Annotated in this window: 23 protein-coding genes; 9 read left to right on the top strand and 14 right to left on the bottom strand. The window is 69.5% G+C overall.

Going from position 1 to position 21,523, the window contains the following annotated elements; genetic code table 11:
- Positions 1-57: 57 nt before the first annotated feature.
- Positions 58-2,187: an acyl-CoA dehydrogenase family protein gene (locus tag RCP80_RS01955; protein ID WP_308480741.1), complete on the bottom strand. Its 2,130-nt coding sequence runs from the start codon at positions 2,185-2,187 to the stop codon at positions 58-60.
- Positions 2,188-2,405: 218 nt separating this feature from the next.
- On the opposite strand from RCP80_RS01955, the gene kstR reads away from it, so the two are divergent.
- Both kstR and otsB read left to right on the top strand, forming a co-directional pair.
- Complete coding sequence (gene kstR, locus RCP80_RS01950) at positions 2,406-3,077, top strand: cholesterol catabolism transcriptional regulator KstR (protein ID WP_308480740.1); 672 nt, start codon at positions 2,406-2,408, stop codon at positions 3,075-3,077.
- Between the two features lie 5 nt (positions 3,078-3,082).
- Positions 3,083-3,838 (top strand): trehalose-phosphatase, encoded by a 756-nt coding sequence (gene otsB / locus RCP80_RS01945; RefSeq protein ID WP_308480739.1) that lies wholly within the window; start codon positions 3,083-3,085, stop codon positions 3,836-3,838.
- Here the strand turns inward: otsB and RCP80_RS01940 are convergent.
- Genes RCP80_RS01940 through RCP80_RS01925 form a run of 4 tightly spaced genes read right to left on the bottom strand, consistent with a single transcriptional unit; the run spans position 3,835 to position 7,604 of the window.
- Positions 3,835-4,938, bottom strand: coding sequence for an Rv3575c family transcriptional regulator (locus tag RCP80_RS01940; protein ID WP_308480738.1), 1,104 nt, complete (start codon positions 4,936-4,938; stop codon positions 3,835-3,837). The genes otsB and RCP80_RS01940 overlap by 4 nt on opposite strands.
- An 11-nt stretch (positions 4,939-4,949) precedes the next feature.
- Entirely contained in the window at positions 4,950-5,855 is a 906-nt protein-coding gene (locus RCP80_RS01935; protein WP_308480737.1) for a metal ABC transporter permease, read from the bottom strand.
- Positions 5,852-6,643, bottom strand: a complete 792-nt coding sequence (locus RCP80_RS01930) for a metal ABC transporter ATP-binding protein (protein ID WP_308480736.1) — start codon at positions 6,641-6,643, stop codon at positions 5,852-5,854. Before RCP80_RS01930 ends, RCP80_RS01935 begins: the two co-directional genes overlap by 4 nt.
- Entirely contained in the window at positions 6,630-7,604 is a 975-nt protein-coding gene (locus RCP80_RS01925; protein ID WP_308482664.1) for a metal ABC transporter solute-binding protein, Zn/Mn family, read from the bottom strand. The genes RCP80_RS01930 and RCP80_RS01925 overlap by 14 nt, the downstream gene beginning before the upstream one ends.
- A gap of 85 nt (positions 7,605-7,689) precedes the next feature.
- Between RCP80_RS01925 and RCP80_RS01920 the strand changes: the two genes are divergently transcribed.
- Positions 7,690-8,448, top strand: a complete 759-nt coding sequence (locus RCP80_RS01920; RefSeq protein WP_308480735.1) for a LamB/YcsF family protein — start codon at positions 7,690-7,692, stop codon at positions 8,446-8,448.
- Positions 8,448-9,368 carry an MBL fold metallo-hydrolase gene (locus RCP80_RS01915; RefSeq protein WP_308480734.1) on the top strand — a complete coding sequence of 307 codons (921 nt, stop codon included), beginning with the start codon at positions 8,448-8,450 and terminating at the stop codon, positions 9,366-9,368. The genes RCP80_RS01920 and RCP80_RS01915 overlap by 1 nt, the downstream gene beginning before the upstream one ends.
- Before the next feature lie 4 nt (positions 9,369-9,372).
- Here the strand turns inward: RCP80_RS01915 and rlmB are convergent, their stop codons facing one another.
- The 5 genes from rlmB to carD are packed head-to-tail and all read right to left on the bottom strand — an operon-like array spanning position 9,373 to position 13,412.
- Complete coding sequence (gene rlmB, locus RCP80_RS01910; RefSeq protein ID WP_308480733.1) at positions 9,373-10,317, bottom strand: 23S rRNA (guanosine(2251)-2'-O)-methyltransferase RlmB; 945 nt, start codon at positions 10,315-10,317, stop codon at positions 9,373-9,375.
- Positions 10,317-11,735 carry a cysteine--tRNA ligase gene (gene cysS / locus RCP80_RS01905; RefSeq protein WP_308480732.1) on the bottom strand — a complete coding sequence of 473 codons (1,419 nt, stop codon included), beginning with the start codon at positions 11,733-11,735 and terminating at the stop codon, positions 10,317-10,319. The genes rlmB and cysS overlap by 1 nt, the downstream gene beginning before the upstream one ends.
- A gap of 38 nt (positions 11,736-11,773) precedes the next feature.
- Positions 11,774-12,256 (bottom strand): 2-C-methyl-D-erythritol 2,4-cyclodiphosphate synthase, encoded by a 483-nt coding sequence (gene ispF, locus RCP80_RS01900; protein WP_308480731.1) that lies wholly within the window; start codon positions 12,254-12,256, stop codon positions 11,774-11,776.
- Positions 12,253-12,918 (bottom strand): 2-C-methyl-D-erythritol 4-phosphate cytidylyltransferase, encoded by a 666-nt coding sequence (gene ispD / locus RCP80_RS01895; protein ID WP_308480730.1) that lies wholly within the window; start codon positions 12,916-12,918, stop codon positions 12,253-12,255. The genes ispF and ispD overlap by 4 nt, the downstream gene beginning before the upstream one ends.
- A 5-nt stretch (positions 12,919-12,923) precedes the next feature.
- On the bottom strand, positions 12,924-13,412 hold the full coding sequence (gene carD / locus RCP80_RS01890; protein WP_308482663.1) for an RNA polymerase-binding transcription factor CarD: 489 nt from the start codon (positions 13,410-13,412) through the stop codon (positions 12,924-12,926).
- 309 nt (positions 13,413-13,721) lie between these two features.
- Between carD and RCP80_RS01885 the strand changes: the two genes are divergently transcribed.
- Genes RCP80_RS01885 through disA form a run of 3 tightly spaced genes read left to right on the top strand, consistent with a single transcriptional unit; the run spans position 13,722 to position 16,947 of the window.
- Positions 13,722-14,294 carry a copper chaperone PCu(A)C domain-containing protein gene (locus RCP80_RS01885; protein ID WP_308480729.1) on the top strand — a complete coding sequence of 191 codons (573 nt, stop codon included), beginning with the start codon at positions 13,722-13,724 and terminating at the stop codon, positions 14,292-14,294.
- Positions 14,295-14,353: 59 nt separating this feature from the next.
- The gene (gene radA, locus RCP80_RS01880; RefSeq protein ID WP_308480728.1) at positions 14,354-15,844 is read left to right on the top strand and encodes a DNA repair protein RadA; all 1,491 of its coding nucleotides are present in this window, start codon (positions 14,354-14,356) and stop codon (positions 15,842-15,844) included.
- Positions 15,841-16,947 (top strand): DNA integrity scanning diadenylate cyclase DisA, encoded by a 1,107-nt coding sequence (disA, locus tag RCP80_RS01875; protein ID WP_308480727.1) that lies wholly within the window; start codon positions 15,841-15,843, stop codon positions 16,945-16,947. The genes radA and disA overlap by 4 nt, the downstream gene beginning before the upstream one ends.
- A gap of 10 nt (positions 16,948-16,957) precedes the next feature.
- Here disA and RCP80_RS01870 read toward each other — a convergent pair whose 3' ends face one another.
- Entirely contained in the window at positions 16,958-17,731 is a 774-nt protein-coding gene (locus RCP80_RS01870; protein WP_308480726.1) for a hypothetical protein, read from the bottom strand.
- A gap of 82 nt (positions 17,732-17,813) precedes the next feature.
- A complete protein-coding gene (locus tag RCP80_RS01865) occupies positions 17,814-18,476 on the bottom strand; it encodes a carbonic anhydrase (RefSeq protein WP_308480725.1) in 663 nt (220 codons plus the stop codon).
- Positions 18,477-18,501: 25 nt separating this feature from the next.
- On the opposite strand from RCP80_RS01865, the gene RCP80_RS01860 reads away from it, so the two are divergent.
- Complete coding sequence (locus tag RCP80_RS01860; protein WP_308480724.1) at positions 18,502-19,392, top strand: iron-sulfur binding domain-containing protein; 891 nt, start codon at positions 18,502-18,504, stop codon at positions 19,390-19,392.
- An 81-nt stretch (positions 19,393-19,473) separates the two neighbouring features.
- Here RCP80_RS01860 and RCP80_RS01855 read toward each other — a convergent pair whose 3' ends face one another.
- Positions 19,474-20,442 carry a GlxA family transcriptional regulator gene (locus RCP80_RS01855; protein WP_308480723.1) on the bottom strand — a complete coding sequence of 323 codons (969 nt, stop codon included), beginning with the start codon at positions 20,440-20,442 and terminating at the stop codon, positions 19,474-19,476.
- A 71-nt stretch (positions 20,443-20,513) separates the two neighbouring features.
- Between RCP80_RS01855 and RCP80_RS01850 the strand changes: the two genes are divergently transcribed.
- Entirely contained in the window at positions 20,514-20,744 is a 231-nt protein-coding gene (locus RCP80_RS01850; RefSeq protein WP_308480722.1) for a hypothetical protein, read from the top strand.
- Here the strand turns inward: RCP80_RS01850 and RCP80_RS01845 are convergent.
- Complete coding sequence (locus RCP80_RS01845) at positions 20,741-21,502, bottom strand: alpha/beta fold hydrolase (protein WP_308480721.1); 762 nt, start codon at positions 21,500-21,502, stop codon at positions 20,741-20,743. The two genes, RCP80_RS01850 and RCP80_RS01845, sit on opposite strands and share 4 nt — an antisense overlap.
- Between the last annotated feature and the right edge of the window lie 21 nt (positions 21,503-21,523).

The raw sequence follows: 21,523 nt of genomic DNA, 5'->3' as shown, positions 1-21,523 counted from the left end.
GCGGATGAAACCGCACTTTCGCGGGGTGGGGCGCGGCGTGCGGGCGGGGCTCCGGCGTCAGCGCGGCAGGCCCAGTAGCCGCTCGCCGGCCAGGTTGAGCAGGATCTGCTCGGAGCCGCCCGCGATCGTCAGGCAGCGCGCGTTGAGGAATTCATGCACCCGCGGCGAGAACTCGGCGCCGGCACCGTCCGAGAGATCCATCCGGAACTCCGAGAGCTCCTGGCGGTAACGCACCCCGATCAGCTTGCGCGCGCTGGCCTGCGGTCCCGGATCGGTGCCGCCGACCGCCAACTGGGCGATGCGCTGATCCAGCAGCGAGCCCACCTGCGCCGACGTGATCAGTTCGGCCAGCCGATCCAGGTCCGCGGGGTCCACCGCACGTTCGGCGACGGTGCGCAGCAACTCTTCCATCGGGTTGCCGAGCGCGGTGCCCTGCGCCATCGCGACCCGCTCGTTGGCCAGCGTGGTGCGCGCCAGCCGCCAACCGTCGTCGACGTTGCCGACCACCATCTTGTCGGGCACGAACACGTCGTCGAAGAACACCTCGTTGAACAGATCGTCGCCGGTGATCTCGCGCAGCGGCCGAATGTCGATGCCCGGCGAGGTCATGTCGATGAGGAAGTACGTGATGCCCTTGTGCTTGGGCGCGTCGGGATTGGTGCGCGCCAGACACACACCCCAGTGCGCCTTCTGCGCCGCGGAGGTCCAGACCTTCTGGCCGGTCAGACGCCAACCACCTTCGGCCCGAACGGCTTTCATGCGCAGCCCGGCGAGGTCGGAGCCGGCCCCGGGCTCGCTGAACAGCTGACACCACACCACGTCGCCGCGCAGGGTGGCCGGCACGAAGCGCTGCACCTGCTCGGGGCTGCCGTGTTCGAGGACAGTCGGCGCGGCCCACCATCCGATCACCAGGTCCGGGCGCTCCACGCCGGCCTCGGCCAGCACCTGGTCGATCAGCAACTGCTCGGCCGGCGAGGAGTCCCGGCCGTACGGGCGCGGCCAGTGCGGCGCCTGCAGGCCGGCCTCGGCCAGCGCGCGCTGCCGCTGATCGACCGGCAGCGCGGCGATCTCGGCGACGGCTGCGGCGATCTCCGGGCGTACCGGTTCGACCGAACTCAGGTCGATGTCCAGCGTGCGACGCACGCCGTCGAGGGTCAGTCCCGCAGCGCGCCGCAACCACCGACGGCGGCCACCGAGGGCGGCGGCGATCCCGTAGGCCCGGCGCAGGTAGAGATGCGCATCGTGTTCCCAGGTGATGCCGATGCCGCCGAGCACTTGAATGCAGTCCTTGGCGTTGGCCTCAGCCGCCGCGATACCGGCGACGGCGGCGACGGCCGCCGCGATGGACAGCTGCCGATCCGCATCGGACCCGGCTGCCTCGCGGGCGGCCTGGGCGGCGACCGCGGCGTCGGCGGCGGCCACTGCCACCTGTTCGGAGCGCAGCAGCATCTCGGCACACAGGTGCTTGATGGCCTGGAAACTGCCGATCGGCTTGCCGAACTGCTCCCGCACCTTGGCGTACTCGGCGGCGGTCTGCAGCGCCCAGCGGGCGACTCCGGCTGCCTCGGCGGCGAGCACGGTGGCGATCAGATCCTCGACCCGGGCCGCCGGAACCGGCAGCGTGGTGGCCGCGACGTCGGCACACCGCACGCGGGCCAGCGGACGCGAAAAGTCTGTGGCGGCAAGCGGTTCTACGGTCACACCGTCGGCGGTGGCGTCCACCAGCACCCACTGTTGCCCGGCCGGCAACACCAGCCAACCGTCCGGTGTCGCACCCAGGACACCCGCGGCCGTGCCGCTGACCCGGCCGCCGTCGAGGTCCAGCTGCGCCTGCAGCGCGAACCCGGCGGTGCGCTCCCCGGTCATCAACGCTTCCAACAGTTCGGGATCGTCGCCGATCAGCGTCGCCAGCGCCGTGCCGGCCACCGGTCCGGGCGCCAAGCCGTAGGCGGCCTCGTCGAGCATCGCGCACAGGTCGACGACCGACGCCCCGGCGCCGCCGGCCTCCTCCGACACCGCCACACCGAACAGGCCCAGTTCCGCCAGCCCGGCGTAGACCGGCCGCCACGCAGCGGACTCGCCTTGTTCCACCGCGCGGATAGCCTCGATCCCGCCGGACCCGCCGGCCCAACTACGCACCAGTTCACGGGCGGCAGACTGCTCGGAGACACTTGCTTTGGACGTCACAAAGACCCCTGAATCCTCATTCGGCAGGTTCGAGGCCGTGTGGCCCACTAGAACGTGTTCTAATATTGCCAGTGTTCGGTAGTCAAGTCGAATGCCAGCGCGGCAGCGCCGCTGACTGCTCCCGCCGGGACACTCGGGGAGGGCCGGAGGTACGAGATGAGGGTCTGTCGCGAGTATCGTTTGCCGAAGATTCGCATAGCTAAGGAGCCAGCGGCCCGATGTCAGCCAACTCGCAGTCAACACCTACCGGTTCACAACCGCGTGAGGTCATGACCGTGGCTGTGCTGGCCGAGTCCGAACTCGGCTCCGATGCCCAGCGCGAACGCCGCAAGCGCATCCTCGACGCGACCATGGCGATCGCATCGAAGGGCGGCTACGAGGCGGTTCAGATGCGCGCGGTGGCCGACCGTGCCGATGTGGCCGTGGGCACGCTGTACCGCTACTTCCCGTCCAAGGTGCACCTGCTGGTCTCGGCGCTGGCGCGCGAGTTCGAGCGGATCGACGCCAAGACCGATCGCACCGCGCTCACCGGTGGCACGCCCTACCAGCGACTGAACTTCATGGTCAGCAAGCTCAACCGGGCAATGCAGCGCAACCCGTTGCTCACCGAGGCCATGACCAGGGCCTACGTGTTCGCCGATGCGTCGGCGGCCGGTGAGGTCGACCACGTCGAGAAGATCATCGACTCGATGTTCGCCAGGGCGATGGCCGACGGCGACCCGACCGAGGATCAGTACCACATCGCCCGGGTGATCTCGGATGTGTGGCTGTCCAACCTGCTGGCCTGGTTGACCCGGCGCGCCTCGGCCACCGACGTCAGCAAACGCCTGGATCTCGCGGTGCGACTCCTCATCGGAGACGACCAGCCCGAGCCCCAGACCGCGGTCTGAGACGGGTGAGCCAGCTGCCCCTCGAGGTCTCCGCCGCGCTCCGCGCCGCGGCGCAGGCGCCGGAACTGCTGGTGGCTTGCGACTTCGACGGGACGATGGCACCGATCGTCAGCCATCCGCCGGACGCTCGGCCGCTGCCGGCGGCCGCCGCCGCACTGCAGGCGCTCGCCGAACTGCCCCGCACGACCGCCGCCCTGGTCTCCGGCCGCGCGCTGACCGACCTGGCGAGGCTGTCGGGGATGCCGCCCACGGTGCAGCTGGTGGGCAGCCACGGCGCCGAATTCAACACCGGCTTCATCCGGGACATCGACGCCGACGCGCTGGCGACCATCAAGTCCGAGTTGACCGCGATCGCCGCGCGTCACCCGGGGGTGACGGTCGAGCCCAAGCTCGCCAGCGTGGCCCTGCACGTGCGCAACGCGACCCCCGAAGACGGTGCGGCGGCGTTGGCGGCCGCGGAGGCCGCCGCGAAATTCTGGGACGCCGAGGCCACCGCGGGTAAGGCTGTCCTCGAGTTCGCCGTGATCACCACCGACAAAGGCGAGGCCCTCGACATCCTGCGCGAGCGCGCCGGCGCGACCGCGGTCATCTATTTCGGCGACGACGTCACCGACGAGAAGGCCTTTCGTCGGCTGCGCGACGGCGACGTCGGCATCAAGGTCGGCCCCGGAGACACCCTGGCGGGCTACCGGATAGACGCCCCCACCGACGTGTCGACGTCGCTGGAACTGCTGCTGGCCGAGCGGCGCTCAGCCAGTTAGCCGGGCAGGCCCGCGGTGCGCCCGCGGAGCAGCTCGGTCGGCAGGACCTCGAGTACCGGCAGCCCGGATCGGGGCGGGTCATGCAGCAGATTCCCGGCGCGCCTGCCCTTTTCGAAGCTCGGCTGCGCAACGGTGGTCAAACCTCGCTTGAGCGCCTCGGATACGCCGTCGAAGCCGGTGACCGAGAGCTGCCCAGGCACATAAATGCCGCGCGCACGCAAGTAATCCATGGCCGACAGGGCCAACACATCGGCCGTACACATGAGCGCGGTGATCCGCGGATTGGCGGCCAACGCGAGTTCGGCCGCGGCGCCGCCGGCGACCGCGTCGTGCGCGAAGCTCTCCACGATCGTGAGGCTGTCGACCTCGAGGCCGGCTTCGGCCATTGCGTCGCGCACCCCGCCGATCCGTTCACCCTGGGCCCGAAAACGGGTGTCCCGCAGGCGATCCGCGCTGACCAACGCCGCCTGCCGAGTGTCACCGGATCGACGCTCGTGCCCGAGCCGCATGGTCAACAGGCCGATCTCGCGGTGACCCAACCCGATGACGTAGTCGGCCAGCTCCCGCATGGCCGCTCGGTCGTCGATGCCGACGCGCGAGGCACCGGGCACCGCACTCGGCTGGTCGATCAGCACCACCGGCAGCTGCCGCTGCAACACCAGCTCGACATAGGGGTCGTCGTCGGCCGCGGCGTAGACGATGAAGCCATCGACCCCGGCGGCCAACACGGCGCCCGAGCCTTCCTCGATGCTGCGGCTGGGGCCGACGGCCACCAGCAGCAGGCCCTGCCCCATCTCCTCGCAGGTATCGGCCAGGCCCGCCACGAAGTCCAGCGCCGCCGGGTCGCTGAACGCATAGGTCAGCGGCTCGGTGATCACCAGTCCGACCGCGCGGGCCTTTCGGGTACGCAGCGAACGCGCCACCGGATCCGGTCCCGCGTAGCCGAGTCGCTTGGCCGTCGCCAGGATCCGCTCCCGCAGATCGGCCGAAAGTTGGTCCGGCCGGTTGTAGGCGTTGGAGATCGTGGTCCGCGAAACCTTGAGCTCGGCGGCCAACGAAGCCAGCGTGGCCCGGCGCCGGGGCGTGGGACTTCTGGCCATGCTCGGTGAGGCTAGCCGATTGCCGACCCCTCGGTTGCAGAGCCGACGCCCTGGCCGGCGCCGGGAGTTCGGCGGCTGCCGTCGGTGCGGTGCGCGACCGCCCAGACCAGCAGCCAGATCAGGGTCACGATGGTCACGATCACGAAGCTCGGCGGCAGGTTGAACATCGCCGACATGGTCAACCCGAGCCACACCGAGAACACCGACAGCGCGGTGGACAGCGCCATCGCCACCCCGGGACGGGCCGTCAGCATGATCGCCGTGGCGGCCGGGGTGACCACCAACGCGAAGAGCAGCAGCGTCCCCACCGCCTGCACGGCCATGGTCACCGCCAGACCCAGCAGCACCATGAAGATCACCGAGAGCAGTCGCACCGGAACGCCCTTGGCCTCGGCGACCTCGGCGTTGACCGACGCGAACAGCAGGGGGCGGTAGACGAACGCGATCACCGCGGCCAGCACGACGACGGCAGCCGCGAACACCAGCAGCTGCTCATCGGTCACGGCCAGCAGGTTGCCGAACAGCACGTTGGTGACGGTGCTGCTGCCCTTGGTCGCCAGCGAACCGAAGAACAAGCCCAGGCCGGTGGCCGCGGCCAGCACCGTGCCGGTCGCGACCTCGCGGTCGTCGGCGCGCTTGCCCAGCGCGCCGATCACCAGGGCGCCGCCGATGCAGAACACCGCCAGCCCGAGGGTGACCGGCAGGCCGAGCAGCACCGCACCCGTGGCCCCGGGAAATCCGATGTGGGCCAGGGCATGTGCGGCGAAGGCACTGTTGCGCACGACGGTGAAGTACCCGATCAGACCGGCCGACAACGCCACCAAAGTGCCGCCCAGCAGGGCATTCTGCATGAAGTGCGAGGTGAGGATGTCCCACCACTGCTGTTGGTAGCCAATGGCAATCACGGAAGTATTCATCCGATGCTTCGCACGTACAGCTCGCCCTGCGGGGTGTGGACCACCTGGATGGAGGTGCCGTACAGATGGCTCAACAGGTGGTCGTCGACCACCTCGTCCATGGTGTTGAAGTGCGCGTGCCCGTCGAGCAGATAGATCGCGCTGTCCAGCACACTCAGCAGCGGGTTCAGATCGTGCGCCACCACCAGGATCGTGACGCCGAAGTTGTCGCGCACCCGGGCCAACAACCCCACGATGTCGCGCTGGTTGCGGATGTCGAGCGAGGTGAGCGGCTCGTCCAGGATCAGCAACGGCGGCCTGGTCACCAACGCCTCCGCAATCGCGATGCGTTGGCGCTGCCCACCGGACAGTTGAGACAGCCGACGCTGGGCGAAGGATTCGGCGTCCAACGCCGCGAGCACCTCGTCCACCCGGGTGCGTTGTGCTGCGGTCGTGCGGCCGAATCCCCAGCGGGGTCCGGTCAACCCGAGCAGCACAGCGTCACAGGCACGGATGGCATTACCCGCCGCGCGCGCATAGTTCTGCGGTACGTATCCGATGGAACCGGTGGCCTCACCCGGCTCTTCACCCAGCACCCGCACGGTTCCCGAGGCCACCGGCAACAGGCCCAACAACACCTGCAGCAGCGTCGTCTTCCCGGATCCGCTGGGGCCGATGATCGCGGTGATGCCGCCGGCGGGTACCTCGAAGGTGCCCTCGGACCAGATCAGTCGTCCACCCCGAACCACGCTCACGTCATCGAACGAGAGCGCCGGCGTGCGGTCCGCGCCCGGGTCAGGCGGGGACACCGAGGGCCTCGGCCAGTGCAGTGAGTTGATCCACCTGCCAAGCCTGGAACGAATCCGAGCCCGGCGCCACCGTTTCGGTGACCTCGACCACCGGGACGCCGCCGGCCCGCGCGGCGCCGCGCACCTGATCGGGTACCGCACCCTCGGTCTGGGTGTTGACGATCAGCACGTCGACGCCGCCGCCTTCGAGCAGGCCCAACAGCGCGGCCAGGTCCGCCGGTGAGGGGTCGGTCTCGTTGCTCGCGGCCGCCTGGTACCCGGCCGGGGTGCGGTCCTGCAGCCCCGCCGCCGCCGCCATCTCGTCGAACACCGTCTCGGTGGCCGCGTAGGTCTTGCCGGCGGCCTCGGCCCGCAGCGTATCGATCAGCGCGTGATAGTCGCGCAGCCGTTCGTCGAACTCGGTGCGGCGCGCCTCGAAGTAGGTTTCGGCCTCGGGGGACAGCCGGCTCAACTCCGCGGTGACGGCGTCGGCCAGCGCCGTCACCGCTGCCGGCCGATACCACGCGTGCGGATTCCCCGCGTGGTCGTGGTCGTGCGCACCGTCGTGCGAGTGGTCGTGATCGGTGTCGTCGCTGTCCAGATCCACCGCGCTGATCAGCGGGGCATCGGGGGCCGAGGACGCAGCCAGCTTCGCGGCCCAAGCGTCGTAGTGCCCGCCATTGACGACCACCAACTGGGCTCCCTCGAAGGCGATGGCATCCGAGGGGGCGGGTTCGTAATCGTGTGGATCCGCCGACGAGCCGGCGAGCACGGTCCGCACCTGCGCGCAGTCGCCGCCGAGTTGGGACACGATGTCGCCCCATTGATCCACGCTGACCAGGACGTCGACCGGGGAGGTCGGGCAGTCGCCCGCAGCGTCGGCGCCGGTGGCGGACGGCTTGTCCGCGCCGCACCCCGCCAGCAGCCCCGGGGTCAGCAGCGCCACCACCGCGGCGGCACCCAGCTTCGAGGATTTCGTCATCCGCATGGCGATAACGATAACCGTTTGCAATAAGGATCGCGAGCGGAGGGTCCCCGGCAAGACATCGCGCCTTACGCTGGGGAGCATGGGCGCAGTTGATCTCAACGCCGATCTGGGCGAGGGGTTCGGCATCTGGGAACTCGGTGACGATGCCGCGATGCTGGACGTGGTCTCGAGTGCGAACTTGGCGTGCGGTTTCCACGCCGGCAACCCGGCGCGGCTGGCGCAGGTCTGCGCCGCGGCGGCCAACCGCGCGGTGTCGATCGGCGCCCAGGTGAGCTACCAGGATCTGTCCGGTTTCGGCCGCCGCTTCATCGACGTGGAACCCGACGAGTTGACCGCCGACATCATCTACCAGATTGGCGCGCTGCAAGCTCTGGCACGCGCCGCCGGGACATCGGTGCGGTACGTCAAACCTCATGGCGCGCTCTATAACTCGATAGTCACCCATCAGGAGCAGGCGCGCGCGGTGGCCCGCGCGGTGCACGCGGTGGACCCGGAACTCCCGGTCCTCGGGATGTCCGGCTCGGCGTTCTTCGCCGAGGCCCGCGAGCTCGGATTGCGGACCGTAGCCGAGGTTTTCGCCGACCGGGCCTACCGGCCCGACGGCCGATTGGTCTCCCGTCGTGAACCCGGCGCGGTGCTGCACGACAGCGCCGAGATCGCCGAGCGGATAATCTCGATGGTCCGGACCGGGCGGGTCATCGCGATCGACGGATCGTCGATTGCCGCCGACGTCGAATCCATTTGCGTGCACGGCGATTCACCCGATGCCGTGCAGATCGCGCACGCCGTACGGGGCCGACTGGTCGGCGAGGGCATCGACGTCTCGGCGTTCGTCTGATGCGCCTCAAGCCCGGCCGTCCCGATCTGCGGCGGCACTCCGAGCGGTTCGCGGTTCCCACCGCGACGGCCGACTCCGAACTGACGATCACCTGGCTGGGTGTCTCGACGCTGCTCATCGACGACGGCAGCACCGCGGTGCTGACCGACGGGTTCTTTTCCCGACCCAGCCTGGCCCGGGTGGGGTTGGGACGGATCGCGCCGTCGAAGGCGCGAATCGACGGCTGCCTGGCGAGGCTGGGGGTGCAGCGGTTGGCGGCGGTGCTGCCGGTACACAGCCACTACGACCACGTGCTGGATTCGGCGGTGGTCGCCGCGCGCACCGGCGCCCTGCTGATCGGCGGCGCGTCCACCGCGCACGTCGGCCGCGGCCATGGCCTACCCGACGAGCGGATCGCCGTCGCGGTGCCCGGCGATCCGCTCCTCGTGGGCGACTTCGAGGTGACGCTCGTCGAATCGCAGCACTGTCCGCCGGATCGGTATCCGGGCGAGATCACCGCACCGGTGCATCCCCCGGTGCGGGTGTCGGCGTATCGCTGTGGGGAGACCTGGTCGACACTGGTGTCGCACCGGCGCACCGGACGACGCTGTCTGATCCAGGGCAGCGCCGGTTATCGGGTCGGTGCGCTCGCCGGACACCGCGCGGAGGTCGCCTATCTGGGGCTGGGCCAGCTGGGCCTACAGCCCGAGTCCTATCTGCGGCAGTACTGGCAGGAGACGGTTCGGGCCGTCGGAGCCCGGACCGTGATCGGCATCCACTGGGACGACTTCTTCCGACCGTTGTCGAAGCCGTTGCGCGCCTTGCCTTACGCCGTTGACGATCTGGATGTCTCGCTGCGGGTGCTGGGCGCACTGGCGGCCGAGGACCAGGCTGCCCTGCACCTGCCCAACGTGTGGCGGCGCGCGGACCCCTGGCGCTGACGGGTCAGGCGCGGCGGCGCTGGCGCGCGATCTCGGCGAGCACGACCCCCGCGGCCACCGACGCGTTCAACGATTCGGTGGGCCCGGCCATCGGGATCGAGACGATGGCGTCGCAGTTCTGCCGCACCAGACGCGACAGCCCCTTGCCTTCCGAGCCCACCACCACGACGGTCGGACGGCTGCCGTCGAGTTCGTCGACGGTGATGTCGCCCTCGGCATCCAGACCGATCACCTGCAGACCGGAGGAGGCCCAATCCTTCAAGGTGCGAGTGAGATTCGTTGCCCGCGCCACCGGCGTGCGCGCGGCCGCACCGGCACTGGTACGCCAGGCCACCGCGGTCACCGATGCAGAGCGTCGCTGCGGAATCAGTACGCCGTGGCCGCCGAAGGCCGCGACCGATCGCACGATGGCGCCGAGGTTGCGCGGATCGGAGATGTTGTCGAGCGCCGCCAACAGCGCGGGCTCGGAGTCGCTGGACGCCGCCCGCAACAGATCGTCGGGATGGGCGTAGGCGTAGGGCGGCACCTGCAGGGCAATGCCCTGATGCAGGCCGTTGGTGCTCATCCGGTCCAGGTCGATGCGAGCGACTTCGAGGATCGCGATCCCGGCATCGGCGGCGCGGCTGACGGATTCGGTGAGCCGCTCGTCGTTCTCGGTGCCGACGGCGACGTAGAGCGCGGTGGCCGGAACCCCGGCGCGCAGGCATTCCAGCACCGGGTTGCGGCCCAGGACAATCTCGGTGTCGTCGGTTTTCTTGGGCCGGCCCTGTTGCTGCCGTGCGACTCGGTTGGCCTTCTTGGCCGCGGGGTGGTGGGGCCGCTTGTGGGCCGGCGGTGTCGCCCCGCGCCCCTCGAGGCCACGGCGGCGGACGCCACCCGAGCCGACCGTGGGGCCCTTCTTGGTTCCGGCCTTGCGGATCGCGCCGCGCCGTTGTGAGTTGCCGGCCATCATGTATTCCTGTCCACCAGAGACCACTGCGGACCGTCAGCGGTGTCGGTCACTTCGATACCGGCCTCTTTGAGGCGGTCTCTGATCCGGTCTGCTTGTTCCCAGTCGCGTTGCGCGCGTGCCTCGGTGCGGCTCTCGAGCGCCCAGTGCACGAGCGTGTCGACCGCGGCCAGCGCCGCCGACGTCTCGTCGCGGGACACCCAATGCTCGTCCAGCGGATCGCAGCCCAGGATGCCCATCATGGCCCGGATGGCGGCGGCCTGCGCCAGGGCGCCGTCATGGTCACCCGCGTCCAGCGCGCGGTTCCCGTCGGCGCGGGCGTTGTGGATCTCTGCCAGCGCGATGGGCACGGCGAGGTCGTCATCGAGGGCGGCCGCGAACCGGTCGGTCCAATCACCCGGGGCGACCGCGCCGACCCGGACCCGGACCCGGTGCAGGAAGTCCTCGACACCGGCGTAGGCCTTGACCGCATCCTGCAGCGCGTGCTCGGAGAATTCCAACATCGACCGGTAGTGCGCGCTGCCCAGGTAGTAGCGCAGTTCGGCGGGCCGGACCCGTTGCAGCACCGCAGGAATGGACAACACGTTGCCCAGCGACTTGCTCATCTTCTCGCCGCCCATGGTGACCCAGCCGTTGTGCAGCCAGTACTGGGCGAAGCCGTCGCCGGCCGCGCAGGCCTGGGCGATTTCATTCTCGTGATGCGGGAACACCAGATCCATGCCGCCGCAGTGGATGTCGAAGGTGGAACCCAGGTATTCGTGGGCCATGGCCACGCACTCGGAATGCCAACCAGGCCGCCCCCGACCCCACGGGGTGGGCCAGGACGGCTCACCGGGCTTGGCGCCCTTCCACAGGGTGAAGTCACGTTGATCGCGCTTGCCGGTCGCGACGCCCTCGCCCTGGTGCACGTCATCGATCCGATGTCCCGACAGCGCCCCGTATTCGGGGCAGCTCAACACGTCGAAGTAGACGTCGCCGCCGCCGGCGTAGGCGTGGCCCTTATCAATCAGGCGCTCGATCAGTTCGACGATCTGCGTGATGTGGCCGGTGGCGCGGGGCTCAGCCGACGGCGGCAGCACCCCCAGCGCGTCGTAGGCGGCCGAAAAGGCGCGCTCGTGGGTGGCAGCCCACTCCCACCACGGCCGGCCCGCGGCAGCGGCCTTGGTGAGAATCTTGTCGTCGATGTCGGTGACATTGCGAATGAAGGCGACGTCGTAGCCCTTGGCCAGCAACCAGCGGCGCAGGACGTCGAAGGCCACCCCGCTGCGCACGTGACCGATGTGCGGCAGCCCCTGCACGGTGGCGCCGCACAGGTAGATGGAGGCGTGCCCGGGACGCACTGGGACGAAGTCTCGCACGGCACCCGTCATGGTGTCGTGCAGCCTCAAGCCCTCGAGTTGGCTACCGCGGTCGGTCACGACGGGCCAGCTTACCGGCCTGAGCGGGCGAAACCGACTCAGCCCTGGTCGGCCACCACCAAAGCGGTGGCAATTGCCGCCAGACCCTCGCCCCGACCGGTCAGACCCAACCCGTCGGTGGTGGTCGCCGAGACCGACACCGGCGCACCCAGCAGCCCGGACAGCCGCTCCTGTGCCTCGTCGCGTCGTGGTCCGATCTTGGGGCGGTTCGCGATCACCTGGACCGCGGCATTGCCGATCCGGTATCCGTTCTCGGTGAGCAGACCGCGGACGTGGGTCAGCATGTCCGATCCGGTGACGCCCGCCCAGCGGGGATCGTCGACGCCGAACACCGCGCCGATGTCGCCGAGCCCGGCCGCCGACAGCAGCGCGTCGCACAGCGCATGAGCGGCGACATCACCGTCGGAGTGGCCGGCGCAGCCGTCGGCATCTTCGAACAGCAGGCCCAGCAGTCGGCAGGGCCGCCCGGGTTCGATCGGGTGGACGTCGGAGGCCAGGCCGACCCTCGGCAGAGCGGTCACGCGCGGTCGGCCAGCAGGGTCGCAGCCAGCTTCATATCCAGCGGCGTGGTGATCTTGAACGCCAGCGGATCGCCTTCGACGGTCTGCACCTGGGCGCCGATGTTCTCCACCATGGAGGAGTCGTCGGTGAACGCCGCGCCTTCGGCACGCGCGAACGCGCGCAACAAGACCTCGGTCTGGAAACCCTGCGGGGTCTGGACGGCGCGCAGACCGGAACGTTCCGGGGTGGCGATCACCGCACCGTTGGCGTCGACGACCTTGATGGTGTCGACGACCTCGCAGGCCGGTACGACAGCGGCGTGCCCCTCGCGCAGCGCTGCCACCACCCGTGCGATCAGCACGGCCGGCGTCAGCGGGCGGGCGGCGTCGTGGACGAGGACGTAGTCGGGCTCGCCCACCGCCTGCAGGGCCAGCCGCACCGAGTCGGTGCGGTCGTCACCACCGGCGACGACAATGACCTCCGAGCCGAGAATCAGCTTGGCTTCATCGGTGCGTTCCCGCGGGACCGCGACCACGATCCGGTCGACGGCATCGGACTCCAGCAGCGCCGCGATGGCGTGCTCGACGATGGGTTTACCGGCCAGCTTCGCGAACGCCTTGGGTATCCCGGCGCCGAGGCGCTGGCCCGATCCGGCCGCCGGGACGATGGCGACTGTGCTCATGGCCGTTAGGAGGCGGCTGCCAGTACCTCGTCGAGGATGATGTCCGCCTTGGCGCTATCGGTGTTCTCCGCCAACGCCAACTCACCGACGAGAATCTGTCGAGCCTTGGCCAGCATCCGCTTCTCCCCCGCGGACAACCCACGCTCCTGATCGCGGCGCCACAGGTCGCGAACGACTTCGGCGACCTTGTTCACGTCGCCGGAAGCCAGCTTCTCGAGGTTGGCCTTGTACCGTCGCGACCAGTTCGTCGGCTCTTCGGTGTGCGGCGCGCGCAGCACCTGGAAGACCTTGTCCAGCCCTTCCTGGCCGACGACATCGCGGACACCGACATATTCGGCATTGTCTGCGGGAACTCGTACGGTGAGATCACCCTGGGCAACCTTGAGGACGAGATATTCTTTCTGCTCGCCTTTGATTGTTCGGGTTTCGATCGCTTCGATCAACGCAGCACCGTGGTGTGGATAAACAACGGTGTCACCGACTTTGAAAATCATCAGATTCGAGCCCCTTTCACTCCCCCATAATAGCACGGTGTTCCCAAGCACACAGAACAACGGTGCAGGTCAGGGGCACAACAGCTGAAGCAGGGGGGTTGACAGGGCTAGCAATACGTGCAACGGGCGAGCCCCAAAGTGACAGGGCCGGAGCGCCTTTCCCGGGCCGCGCGCGGCGCGGTCGCGACGTTGTCCGAGCCCGCATCGGGGCGCGGTCGGCGCCGGCAGCCGCCCTCGGCTACCGCGTCCTTCCGCCACCTACTACTGTGCATAGTCGAACTTGTGCCGGTCGCGAGCAGGAGGCTTTCCGTGATCTCTATTGATGCCAACCGGGCCAACCCAGTGCGTGCTGGTCGACGGCTCGGACTCGCGGCGGGCGCCCTGCTGGCCGCGGCGGCCATCGCCGGCTGCAGCGCCGGTCAGGTCTCCCAGACCGCGGTCCAGGAGCCGGCCGTCAACGGCAGCCTCGTCACGATCGGCGAGATCGCCGTGCGCAACATCCACATCCAGGCCGTGGAGACCGGCGATGCGTTGGAGCCGGGCCAGGAGGTCGACCTGATCTTCACCGCCACCAATCAGTCCCAGGAGCAAGCCGACCGGCTGGTCCGAGTCACCTCCGAGGTCGGCGAGGTCACCATCACCGGAAACCGTGAAGTGCCCGTCGCCGGGATCCTGGCCGTCGGCACCCCGGACGGGGCGGCCGAGCTCAGCCAGATCGAGGCGGCGGACCGCGCCGAGGCCACCGTCGCGCTGAACCAGCCGATCCGCAACGGGTTGACCTACGACTTCACCTTCGAGTTCCAGCGGGCCGGGGAGGCCACTGTGGCCGTGCCGATCTCGGCGGGCGATGCGCCGCGTCAGGGCGGCTCCGGAAACCACTAGGAGACGCATTCGCCGCGAGCCTGTCGGGTTCTGTCGTAGCCGGTCGATACCGTCACGACGTGAGCAGGTCATCGTCGAAAGTCCGGGCGCAGCATCGCTGCACCGAGTGCGAACACGTCACCGCGAAGTGGGTCGGCCGCTGCCCGGAATGCGGCACCTGGGGCACCGTGCAGGAGGCCCCGGTACTCACCGCGATGGGCGGGCGCACCCAGCGCGCCGTCGCGCCCGCGTCGGCGGCGGTGTCCATCAGCGCGATCGCAGCCGATTCCACCCGGCACTTCCCCACCGGCGTCAGCGAACTCGACCGGGTGCTCGGCGGCGGCATCGTGCCGGGTTCGGTCACGCTGCTGGCCGGCGAACCCGGGGTCGGGAAGTCCACACTGTTGCTCGAGGTCGTGCACCGCTGGGCCGAATCCGGTCGCCGCGCACTGTACATCTCCGGTGAGGAGTCGGCCGGCCAGATCCGGATGCGCGCCGAGCGCACCGGCTGCACGCACAGCGACGTCTACCTGGCCGCCGAATCCGATCTGGACACCGTCTTCGCACATCTGGAGGCGGTCAAACCGACGCTGGTCATCGTCGACTCGGTGCAGACGTTGTCGACCACCGACAACGACGGCGTCACCGGCGGTGTGACCCAGGTGCGCGCGGTCACGACCGCGTTGACCGGCTATGCGAAGGCGGCCAGCAACCCGGCGGTCGCCATGGTCCTGGTGGGCCACGTGACCAAGGACGGCGCCATTGCCGGACCCCGTTCGCTCGAGCATCTGGTGGACGTGGTGTTGCACTTCGAAGGCGATCGCAACAGCGCGCTGCGTATGGTCCGGGGCGTCAAGAACCGCTTCGGCGCCTCCGACGAGGTCGGCTGTTTCATGTTGCACGACAACGGAATCGAGTGTGTGGCCGATCCGTCCGGGCTGTTCATGGATCAGCGCCCCGAGCCGGTACCGGGCACCGCGGTCACGGTCACCATGGACGGCAAGCGACCGCTGATCGGCGAGATCCAAGCCCTGGTCGGGATGGCCTCGGTGCCGTCACCGCGGCGTGCGGTCAGCGGCCTGGACCAGTCCCGCTCGGCGATGACGGCAGCCGTCCTGGAGAACCGATCCGGGTTGGCGCTGGGCCAACGCGACATCTATCTGTCGACCGTGGGCGGGATGCGGCTGACCGATCCGTCCTCGGATCTGGCGGTCGCGCTGGCCATCGCGTCCTCGTATGCCGAGCTGTGCCTGCCCGCGTCCACGGTGGTGATCGGCGAGGTCGGCCTGGCCGGGGACCTGCGGCGGGTGACGGGCATCGAACGCCGCTTGACCGAGGCCGCCCGGCTGGGGTTCACCACCGCGTTGATCCCGCCCGGCGCCAAGTCGATTCCACCGGGGCTGCGCACCCTGGAGGTCGCGACCATCGGCGAGGCGCTCAAGGCGCTGCTCAGCATCGCCGCGCGGCCCGGCAGCAAACCACCGGAGGTCACGGCACCGCCGCGGCCCGAACTCAAACTGGTGGACGTACCGCCGGGCGAGCCGTCGACAGGGGACAATAGACAGCTGTGACACCCAGCATCACCGCAATCGGGGCAGTGCGCTCGCGCCCCACCCTGCGGGAGACCATCGGCCGGCTGGCCCCCGGGACCGCCCTGCGTGACGGTCTGGAGCGCATTCTGCGCGGGCGGACCGGAGCGTTGCTCGTGCTGGGGTACGACGAGAGCGTCGAGGCGATCTGTGACGGCGGGTTCTCGCTGGATGTCCGCTACGCGCCCACCCGGTTGCGGGAGCTGTCCAAGATGGACGGTGCGGTGGTGCTCTCCAGCGACGGGGGCCGCATCGTGCGGGCCAATGTCCAGCTGGTCCCGGATCCGACCATCCCGACCGACGAATCCGGCACCCGGCACCGCTCGGCCGAGCGGACCGCCATTCAAACCGGCTACCCGGTGATATCGGTCAGCCACTCGATGAGCATCGTCACGGTCTACGTGGCGGGCGAGCGGCACGTGGTGGCCGATTCGGCGATGATCCTCTCGCGGGCCAATCAGGCGATCGCGACGCTCGAGCGCTACAAGGCCCGGCTCACCGAGGTGAGCCGGCAGCTGTCGGCGGCCGAGATCGAGGACTTCGTCACGCTGCGCGATGTGATGACCGTGGTGCAGCGGCTCGAGATGGTCCGCCGCATCGGTCTCGAGATCGACTCCGACACAGTCGAACTCGGCACCGATGGCCGTCAGCTCCGGCTGCAGCTGGAGGAGTTGCTCGGCGGCAACGACACCTCGCGGGAACTGATCGTGCTGGATTACCACGCCAACCCCGACCCGCCAACCAAGGCGCAAGTGGCGGAGACACTGGACGAGCTCGACACACTCTCGGACACCGAACTGCTCGACGCGACCGCCCTGGCGCGCGTGCTGGGCTATCCGCCGACCATGGACGCCCAGGACTCGGCGCTGAGTCCCCGCGGCTACCGCGCGATGGCCGAGATACCGCGGCTGCAGTTCGCTCACGTCGACCTGTTGGTGCGCACGTTCGGGTCGTTGCAGAGCCTGCTGGCCGCGAGCGCCACCGATCTGCAGTCGGTGGAGGGCATCGGGGCCATGTGGGCCCGTCATGTCCGAGAAGGACTGTCCCAGCTGGCCGAGTCGACCATCGCCGACCGACTCGCGTGACCTCGGGGCGTCAGCCGGCGGGCGCGGGCGCCGGAGCGTCCCCGGGTGGCGCGTCGGCCGGCGGTGGAGCCGGCGGCTCACCGGCCTCGGCGAGGATGAACGGCACCGAGGCGGATCGCAGGTTACCCAGCTGAACCACCAGGTTGTAGGTGCCGGGCCCGATCGGCTCCCGCGGCAGCGGGCACTGCGCCTCCGAGCCCATCCCGGTCCAGGTGACCTCGGTGGTGACCTGCTCGCCGGGCCGGAAGGTCTTGACCAGCGTCTCGTTGGACGGCGCGCAGTCCAGGTTGGACCACAACCGCGCGTTGTCGAGGGAGTACACATAGGCCGAGAGCACCGCGGCACCGACATCGCGCTGGCAGGCCACCAGCCCGATGTTGGTCACCACCATGGTGAAGGTGGGCTGGTCACCGATGGTGTAGCGGGGCTCGTTGGTGATGCCCTTGACGGCCAGGGTCGAGTCCGGGCAGTCGTCGCCGTCCTGCAGCACCGGCGGGGGTTCGACGGCGGCGGTGGGAGTCGGGGTCGGGGGCGGGGCCTCCTCGGCCGGCGGCACCACCGGGGTCTTGACGTCCGGGGCGGGCGCTTGCGCCAGCGGGCCCTCGGAGGTGTTCGCCGCGCCGTCGGCGGCCTGGTCGGTCTCGGCGCCACCGCCGCTGCTGACCACCAAGATCACGATTGCGACCACGATCACGAAGACCAGAGCCGCAACGCCGATCGCCAATGCCCGGCGACGCCGGTAGATCTCCGGCGGCAGGGGGCCTTGCGGTTCTAAATCCAACACGGACTAACGGTAAGGGCAGGTCACCACAACGTGTTCGACCCGAGTCGGCGTGTCGCCGCCCAACCCTGCCTGGTAGGAGGTATTAGCCGATGCCCTCGGCGCTGCGGACCAGTTCTTCGTCCACACCCTCTTCGCCGACATCCCCCACCTGGGCGCGCAGCGCGGCGCGCCCGTCGGACAGGTGGTAGGTCACGCCGACGATCGCCAACCGGCCGTCATCGATCCGCTCCTTGATCGCCGATGACCTCGCAACCAGCTGGACACCGGTCTCGACGACGTGACGTCCTTCGAATTCGTCGACCGTCTTGAGGCCGTCCCGGCGGCCCAGCAGGATCGAGGAGGTCACCCGCTCGACGACGTCGCGAACGTAGCCACCCGGGACCTCGCCATGGTCGAGGGCGGCGATCGCGGCCTCGATGGCGCCGCAACTGTCGTGCCCGAGCACCACGATCAGCGGCACGTCCAGGATCGACACGGCGTACTCCACCGACCCGAGCACCGCGGAATCGATGACGTGGCCGGCGGTGCGAACCACGAACATGTCCCCGAGGCCCTGGTCGAAGATGATCTCGGCGGCCACCCGACTGTCGCCGCAGCCGAACACCACCGCGGTGGGCGTCTGCGTCTCGGCGAGGCTGTTTCGGTGCTCGATACTCTGGCTCGGATGCTGGGGCTTACCCGCTACGAAGCGCTCGTTACCCTCCTTGAGTGCCTTCCAAGCGGTCACGGGACTGGTACTCGGCATACCTGACATTGTGCACCCCGCCGCGATGGCGGTTGCGGTGACCACCATCGATGCGGCCGAACTGGTGTCCTGGTTCGAGCGGGACGGCCGGGATCTGCCGTGGCGCGACCCGGCCGTGAGCGCCTGGCAGATCCTGGTCAGCGAGTTCATGCTGCAACAAACCCCGGTGGCCCGGGTACTGCCGATCTGGCTGGACTGGGTGGCCCGCTGGCCCACCCCGTCGGCGACCGCGGCGGCCGGCCCGGCCGCGGTGCTGCGCGCCTGGGGCAAGCTCGGCTATCCGCGCCGCGCCAAACGCCTGCACGAGTGCGCGGCCGTCATCGCCGACGAATACGACGATGTGGTGCCCGCGGATGTCGAAACGTTGCTGACGCTGCCCGGCATCGGCAGCTACACCGCTCGCGCCGTCGCTTGCTTCGCCTACGGCCAGTGGGTTCCGGTGGTGGACACCAACGTTCGCCGCGTGGTCGCCCGGGCCGTGCACGGACAGGCCGAGGCCGGATCACCCTCGGCCAACCGCGACGAGGCGCAGGTGGCCGCGCTGCTACCGAATGATGCTACGACGCCCACGTTTTCGGCGGCGTTGATGGAGCTGGGCGCAGTGATCTGCACCGCCCGGGCGCCCCAGTGCGGGCGGTGCCCGCTCAGTTCGTGCGCCTGGCGGCAGGCCGGCCACCCGGCCGGCGAGCCGGTCCGAAAGCGGGTCCAGAAGTACGCCGGAACCGATCGCCAGGTCCGCGGCAAGCTGCTGGATGTGCTGCGCGGCAGCACCGTTCCGGTGGCCCGCGCGCAACTGGACCTGGCCTGGCTCAGCGATACCGTGCAGCGTGACCGTGCGCTGGATTCACTGTTGGTCGATGGATTGATCGAGCAGACCGACGACGGCCGGTTCGCGCTCTGCGGTGAGGGCGAGTGATCTCACTGCGCGAGCGCTCAGTCTGGTACGCATTTCGCGAGGTTTGGCGCACAACGGTGGCCGCTCGCGAATGAAAGCCGCTCAAGCGCTTTCGGCACGCTCTGGCTCACAAGCGAAGGTGCGTCGGTAATCCGACGGGGTCACCCCGATGATCCGACGGAAGTGGTGCCGCAGCAGGGTGGCGGTGCGGAAGCCGGCCCGATCCGCGATCCGGTCGACGTCCAGGTCGGTCTCTTCGAGCAGTCGGCGCGCATAGAGCACCCGCTGATCGGTGACCCATTGCATGGGCGTGGTGCCGGTCTCTTCGACGAACCTGCGCGCGAAGGTCCGGGCGGACATATTGGACCGGCGGGCCAGCGAGTCGACCGAATGCCGAATGTGGAGATTCGAGAGAATCCAATCCAGTTGCGGGGCAAAGCTGTCCGAACAATTCACCGGAATGGGCTGATCGATGTACTGCCGTTGTCCGCCGTCGCGCTGCGGGGCCACCACCATCCGCCGAGCGATCTTGTTGGTGACGGCGCTACCGAGTTCCCGGCGCACCAGGTGCAGGCAGGCGTCGATGCCGGCCGCGGTGCCCGCACTGGTGATCAGGTTGCCGTCGTCGACGAAGAGCACGTTGCGGTCCACCTTGGCGGTGGGGTACCGGCGGGCGAGTTCGTCGGCGTGCATCCAGTGCGTCGTGCAGGACCGCCCGTCGAGCAGGCCGGCCGCCCCCGCGACGAAGGCACCCGAGCAGACGGTCAAGATGATCGAGCCCGAGTCGGCGGCGGCGCGCAGTGCCCCCAACGCCTCGGGCGGATACTCCGGGCCGGCGATGGCCGGCACCGCCACCAGGTCCACCCCCGCCAGCGAGCCCAGGCCGTGCTCGGGGGTCAGCGTGGCGCCCACCGAGGTTTGTATCGGCTTCCCGGCCTCCAGCCCGCAGACCTTGAAGTCGAAGCTGGGCACGCCGTCGCTGCTGCGGTCGATGCCGAAGACCTCGCAGATCACCCCGAACTCGAAAATCGCCAGGCCGTCCAGCGCCAAAGTTGAGACTGTCCGGATCATGGCAGTATTTTAGCGGACAAGGACCGTCCTGCCACTGTTGGCCGGATATTCCCCAGCAAATAATTGCTGCCATGGCTACTGCATGGGTCTTTCTCCTCTTGGCGTTCGTCCTGCTGGCCCCGTTCGGCCTGGTGGCCGCGCTGGCGGCGGGCTCGCACCGCAGCGGGAAGCTGCGCCTGCGGCTCGACCAGTTCCGGCTGTCGGCCCCGCTGGTGGGCCCGCTGGACGACGACGGCATCCGGGAACGGTTCCGACGCCGGCCGGCGTGGCCGGAGTCCGGCGCGCGCGGCGAACGGCGCTAGCCCAGACCGCCCAGGAACGTCTGCACGGCCTCGCGGTAGATCGCCGGCGCGTCGTCGTGGATCAGGTGCCCGGCCCCGGGGACCCGGACATAGGTGCTCCGCTGCCCGGTTTCGGCCATCCTCGCCATCTGGCCGGGCGGTGCCACCGAGTCCCCGGCCTCGAGCAGCAGGGTGGGCGCCCGCACCCCCCGCCACTGCTCCCAGTAGTCACGGGTGCCCCACTCGGCGGCGATCTCCACCCAGCGCTGCGGCTGCCCGTGCAACCGCCAACCGGTCGCCGTGCGGTCGAAGGCGTCCAAGAAATACTGGCCGGCGATGGGCCCGAAGGCATCGAAAACCGCCTGCTCGGTGGGGAACTCGACCGGCAGCGCGTGCACCCACGGCTCCCACGGCCCGGTGGTACGGCCGCGGAAATCGGGTGCCATGTCCTCGACGACGACGGCAGCCACCAGCTCCGGGCGCTGCGCGGCCAGACACCACGAGTGCAGTCCGCCCATGGAATGGCCGATCAGCGGCACCGGCGCAGCGAAGCGCCGCAGCGCGGCCCCGAGGTCGTCGACGAAACGTTCGGTGCTGATCGGGTGCGGGTCGATGACGTCGCGGCCCCGGTGCCAGGGCGCGTCGTAGGTGTAGACCGCGCCCAACTCGGTGAGCCACGGCAGCTGCCGTCCCCAGGTGCTGCCCCGGCCCATCAGGCCGTGCACGAGCACCAGCGGACGCCCCACGCCGCCGCGGTACGTCAGAGAATCGTTTGCCATGCGAAGCGGTAGCCTAGCGCC

The sequence above is a fragment of the Mycolicibacterium sp. MU0053 genome, from assembly GCF_963378095.1.
Lineage (GTDB): Bacteria > Actinomycetota > Actinomycetes > Mycobacteriales > Mycobacteriaceae > Mycobacterium > Mycobacterium burgundiense.
This window is presented reverse-complemented; position numbering and strand designations above follow the sequence as displayed.

Bases quoted from the DNA above. Each gene is read 5' to 3' on its own strand.
- kstR (WP_308480740.1), top strand. From the start codon at position 2,406: ATGTCAGCCAACTCGCAGTCAACACCTACCGGTTCACAACCGCGTGAG.
- RCP80_RS01940 (WP_308480738.1), bottom strand. From the start codon at position 4,938: ATGGCCAGAAGTCCCACGCCCCGGCGCCGGGCCACGCTGGCTTCGTTG.
- RCP80_RS01935 (WP_308480737.1), bottom strand. From the start codon at position 5,855: ATGAATACTTCCGTGATTGCCATTGGCTACCAACAGCAGTGGTGGGAC.
- RCP80_RS01925 (WP_308482664.1), bottom strand. From the start codon at position 7,604: ATGACGAAATCCTCGAAGCTGGGTGCCGCCGCGGTGGTGGCGCTGCTG.
- RCP80_RS01920 (WP_308480735.1), top strand. From the start codon at position 7,690: ATGGGCGCAGTTGATCTCAACGCCGATCTGGGCGAGGGGTTCGGCATC.
- RCP80_RS01915 (WP_308480734.1), top strand. From the start codon at position 8,448: ATGCGCCTCAAGCCCGGCCGTCCCGATCTGCGGCGGCACTCCGAGCGG.
- rlmB (WP_308480733.1), bottom strand. From the start codon at position 10,317: ATGGCCGGCAACTCACAACGGCGCGGCGCGATCCGCAAGGCCGGAACC.
- ispD (WP_308480730.1), bottom strand. From the start codon at position 12,918: ATGAGCACAGTCGCCATCGTCCCGGCGGCCGGATCGGGCCAGCGCCTC.
- carD (WP_308482663.1), bottom strand. From the start codon at position 13,412: ATGATTTTCAAAGTCGGTGACACCGTTGTTTATCCACACCACGGTGCT.
- RCP80_RS01865 (WP_308480725.1), bottom strand. From the start codon at position 18,476: ATGCCGAGTACCAGTCCCGTGACCGCTTGGAAGGCACTCAAGGAGGGT.
- RCP80_RS01860 (WP_308480724.1), top strand. From the start codon at position 18,502: ATGGCGGTTGCGGTGACCACCATCGATGCGGCCGAACTGGTGTCCTGG.
- RCP80_RS01855 (WP_308480723.1), bottom strand. From the start codon at position 20,442: ATGATCCGGACAGTCTCAACTTTGGCGCTGGACGGCCTGGCGATTTTC.
- RCP80_RS01850 (WP_308480722.1), top strand. From the start codon at position 20,514: ATGGCTACTGCATGGGTCTTTCTCCTCTTGGCGTTCGTCCTGCTGGCC.
- RCP80_RS01845 (WP_308480721.1), bottom strand. From the start codon at position 21,502: ATGGCAAACGATTCTCTGACGTACCGCGGCGGCGTGGGGCGTCCGCTG.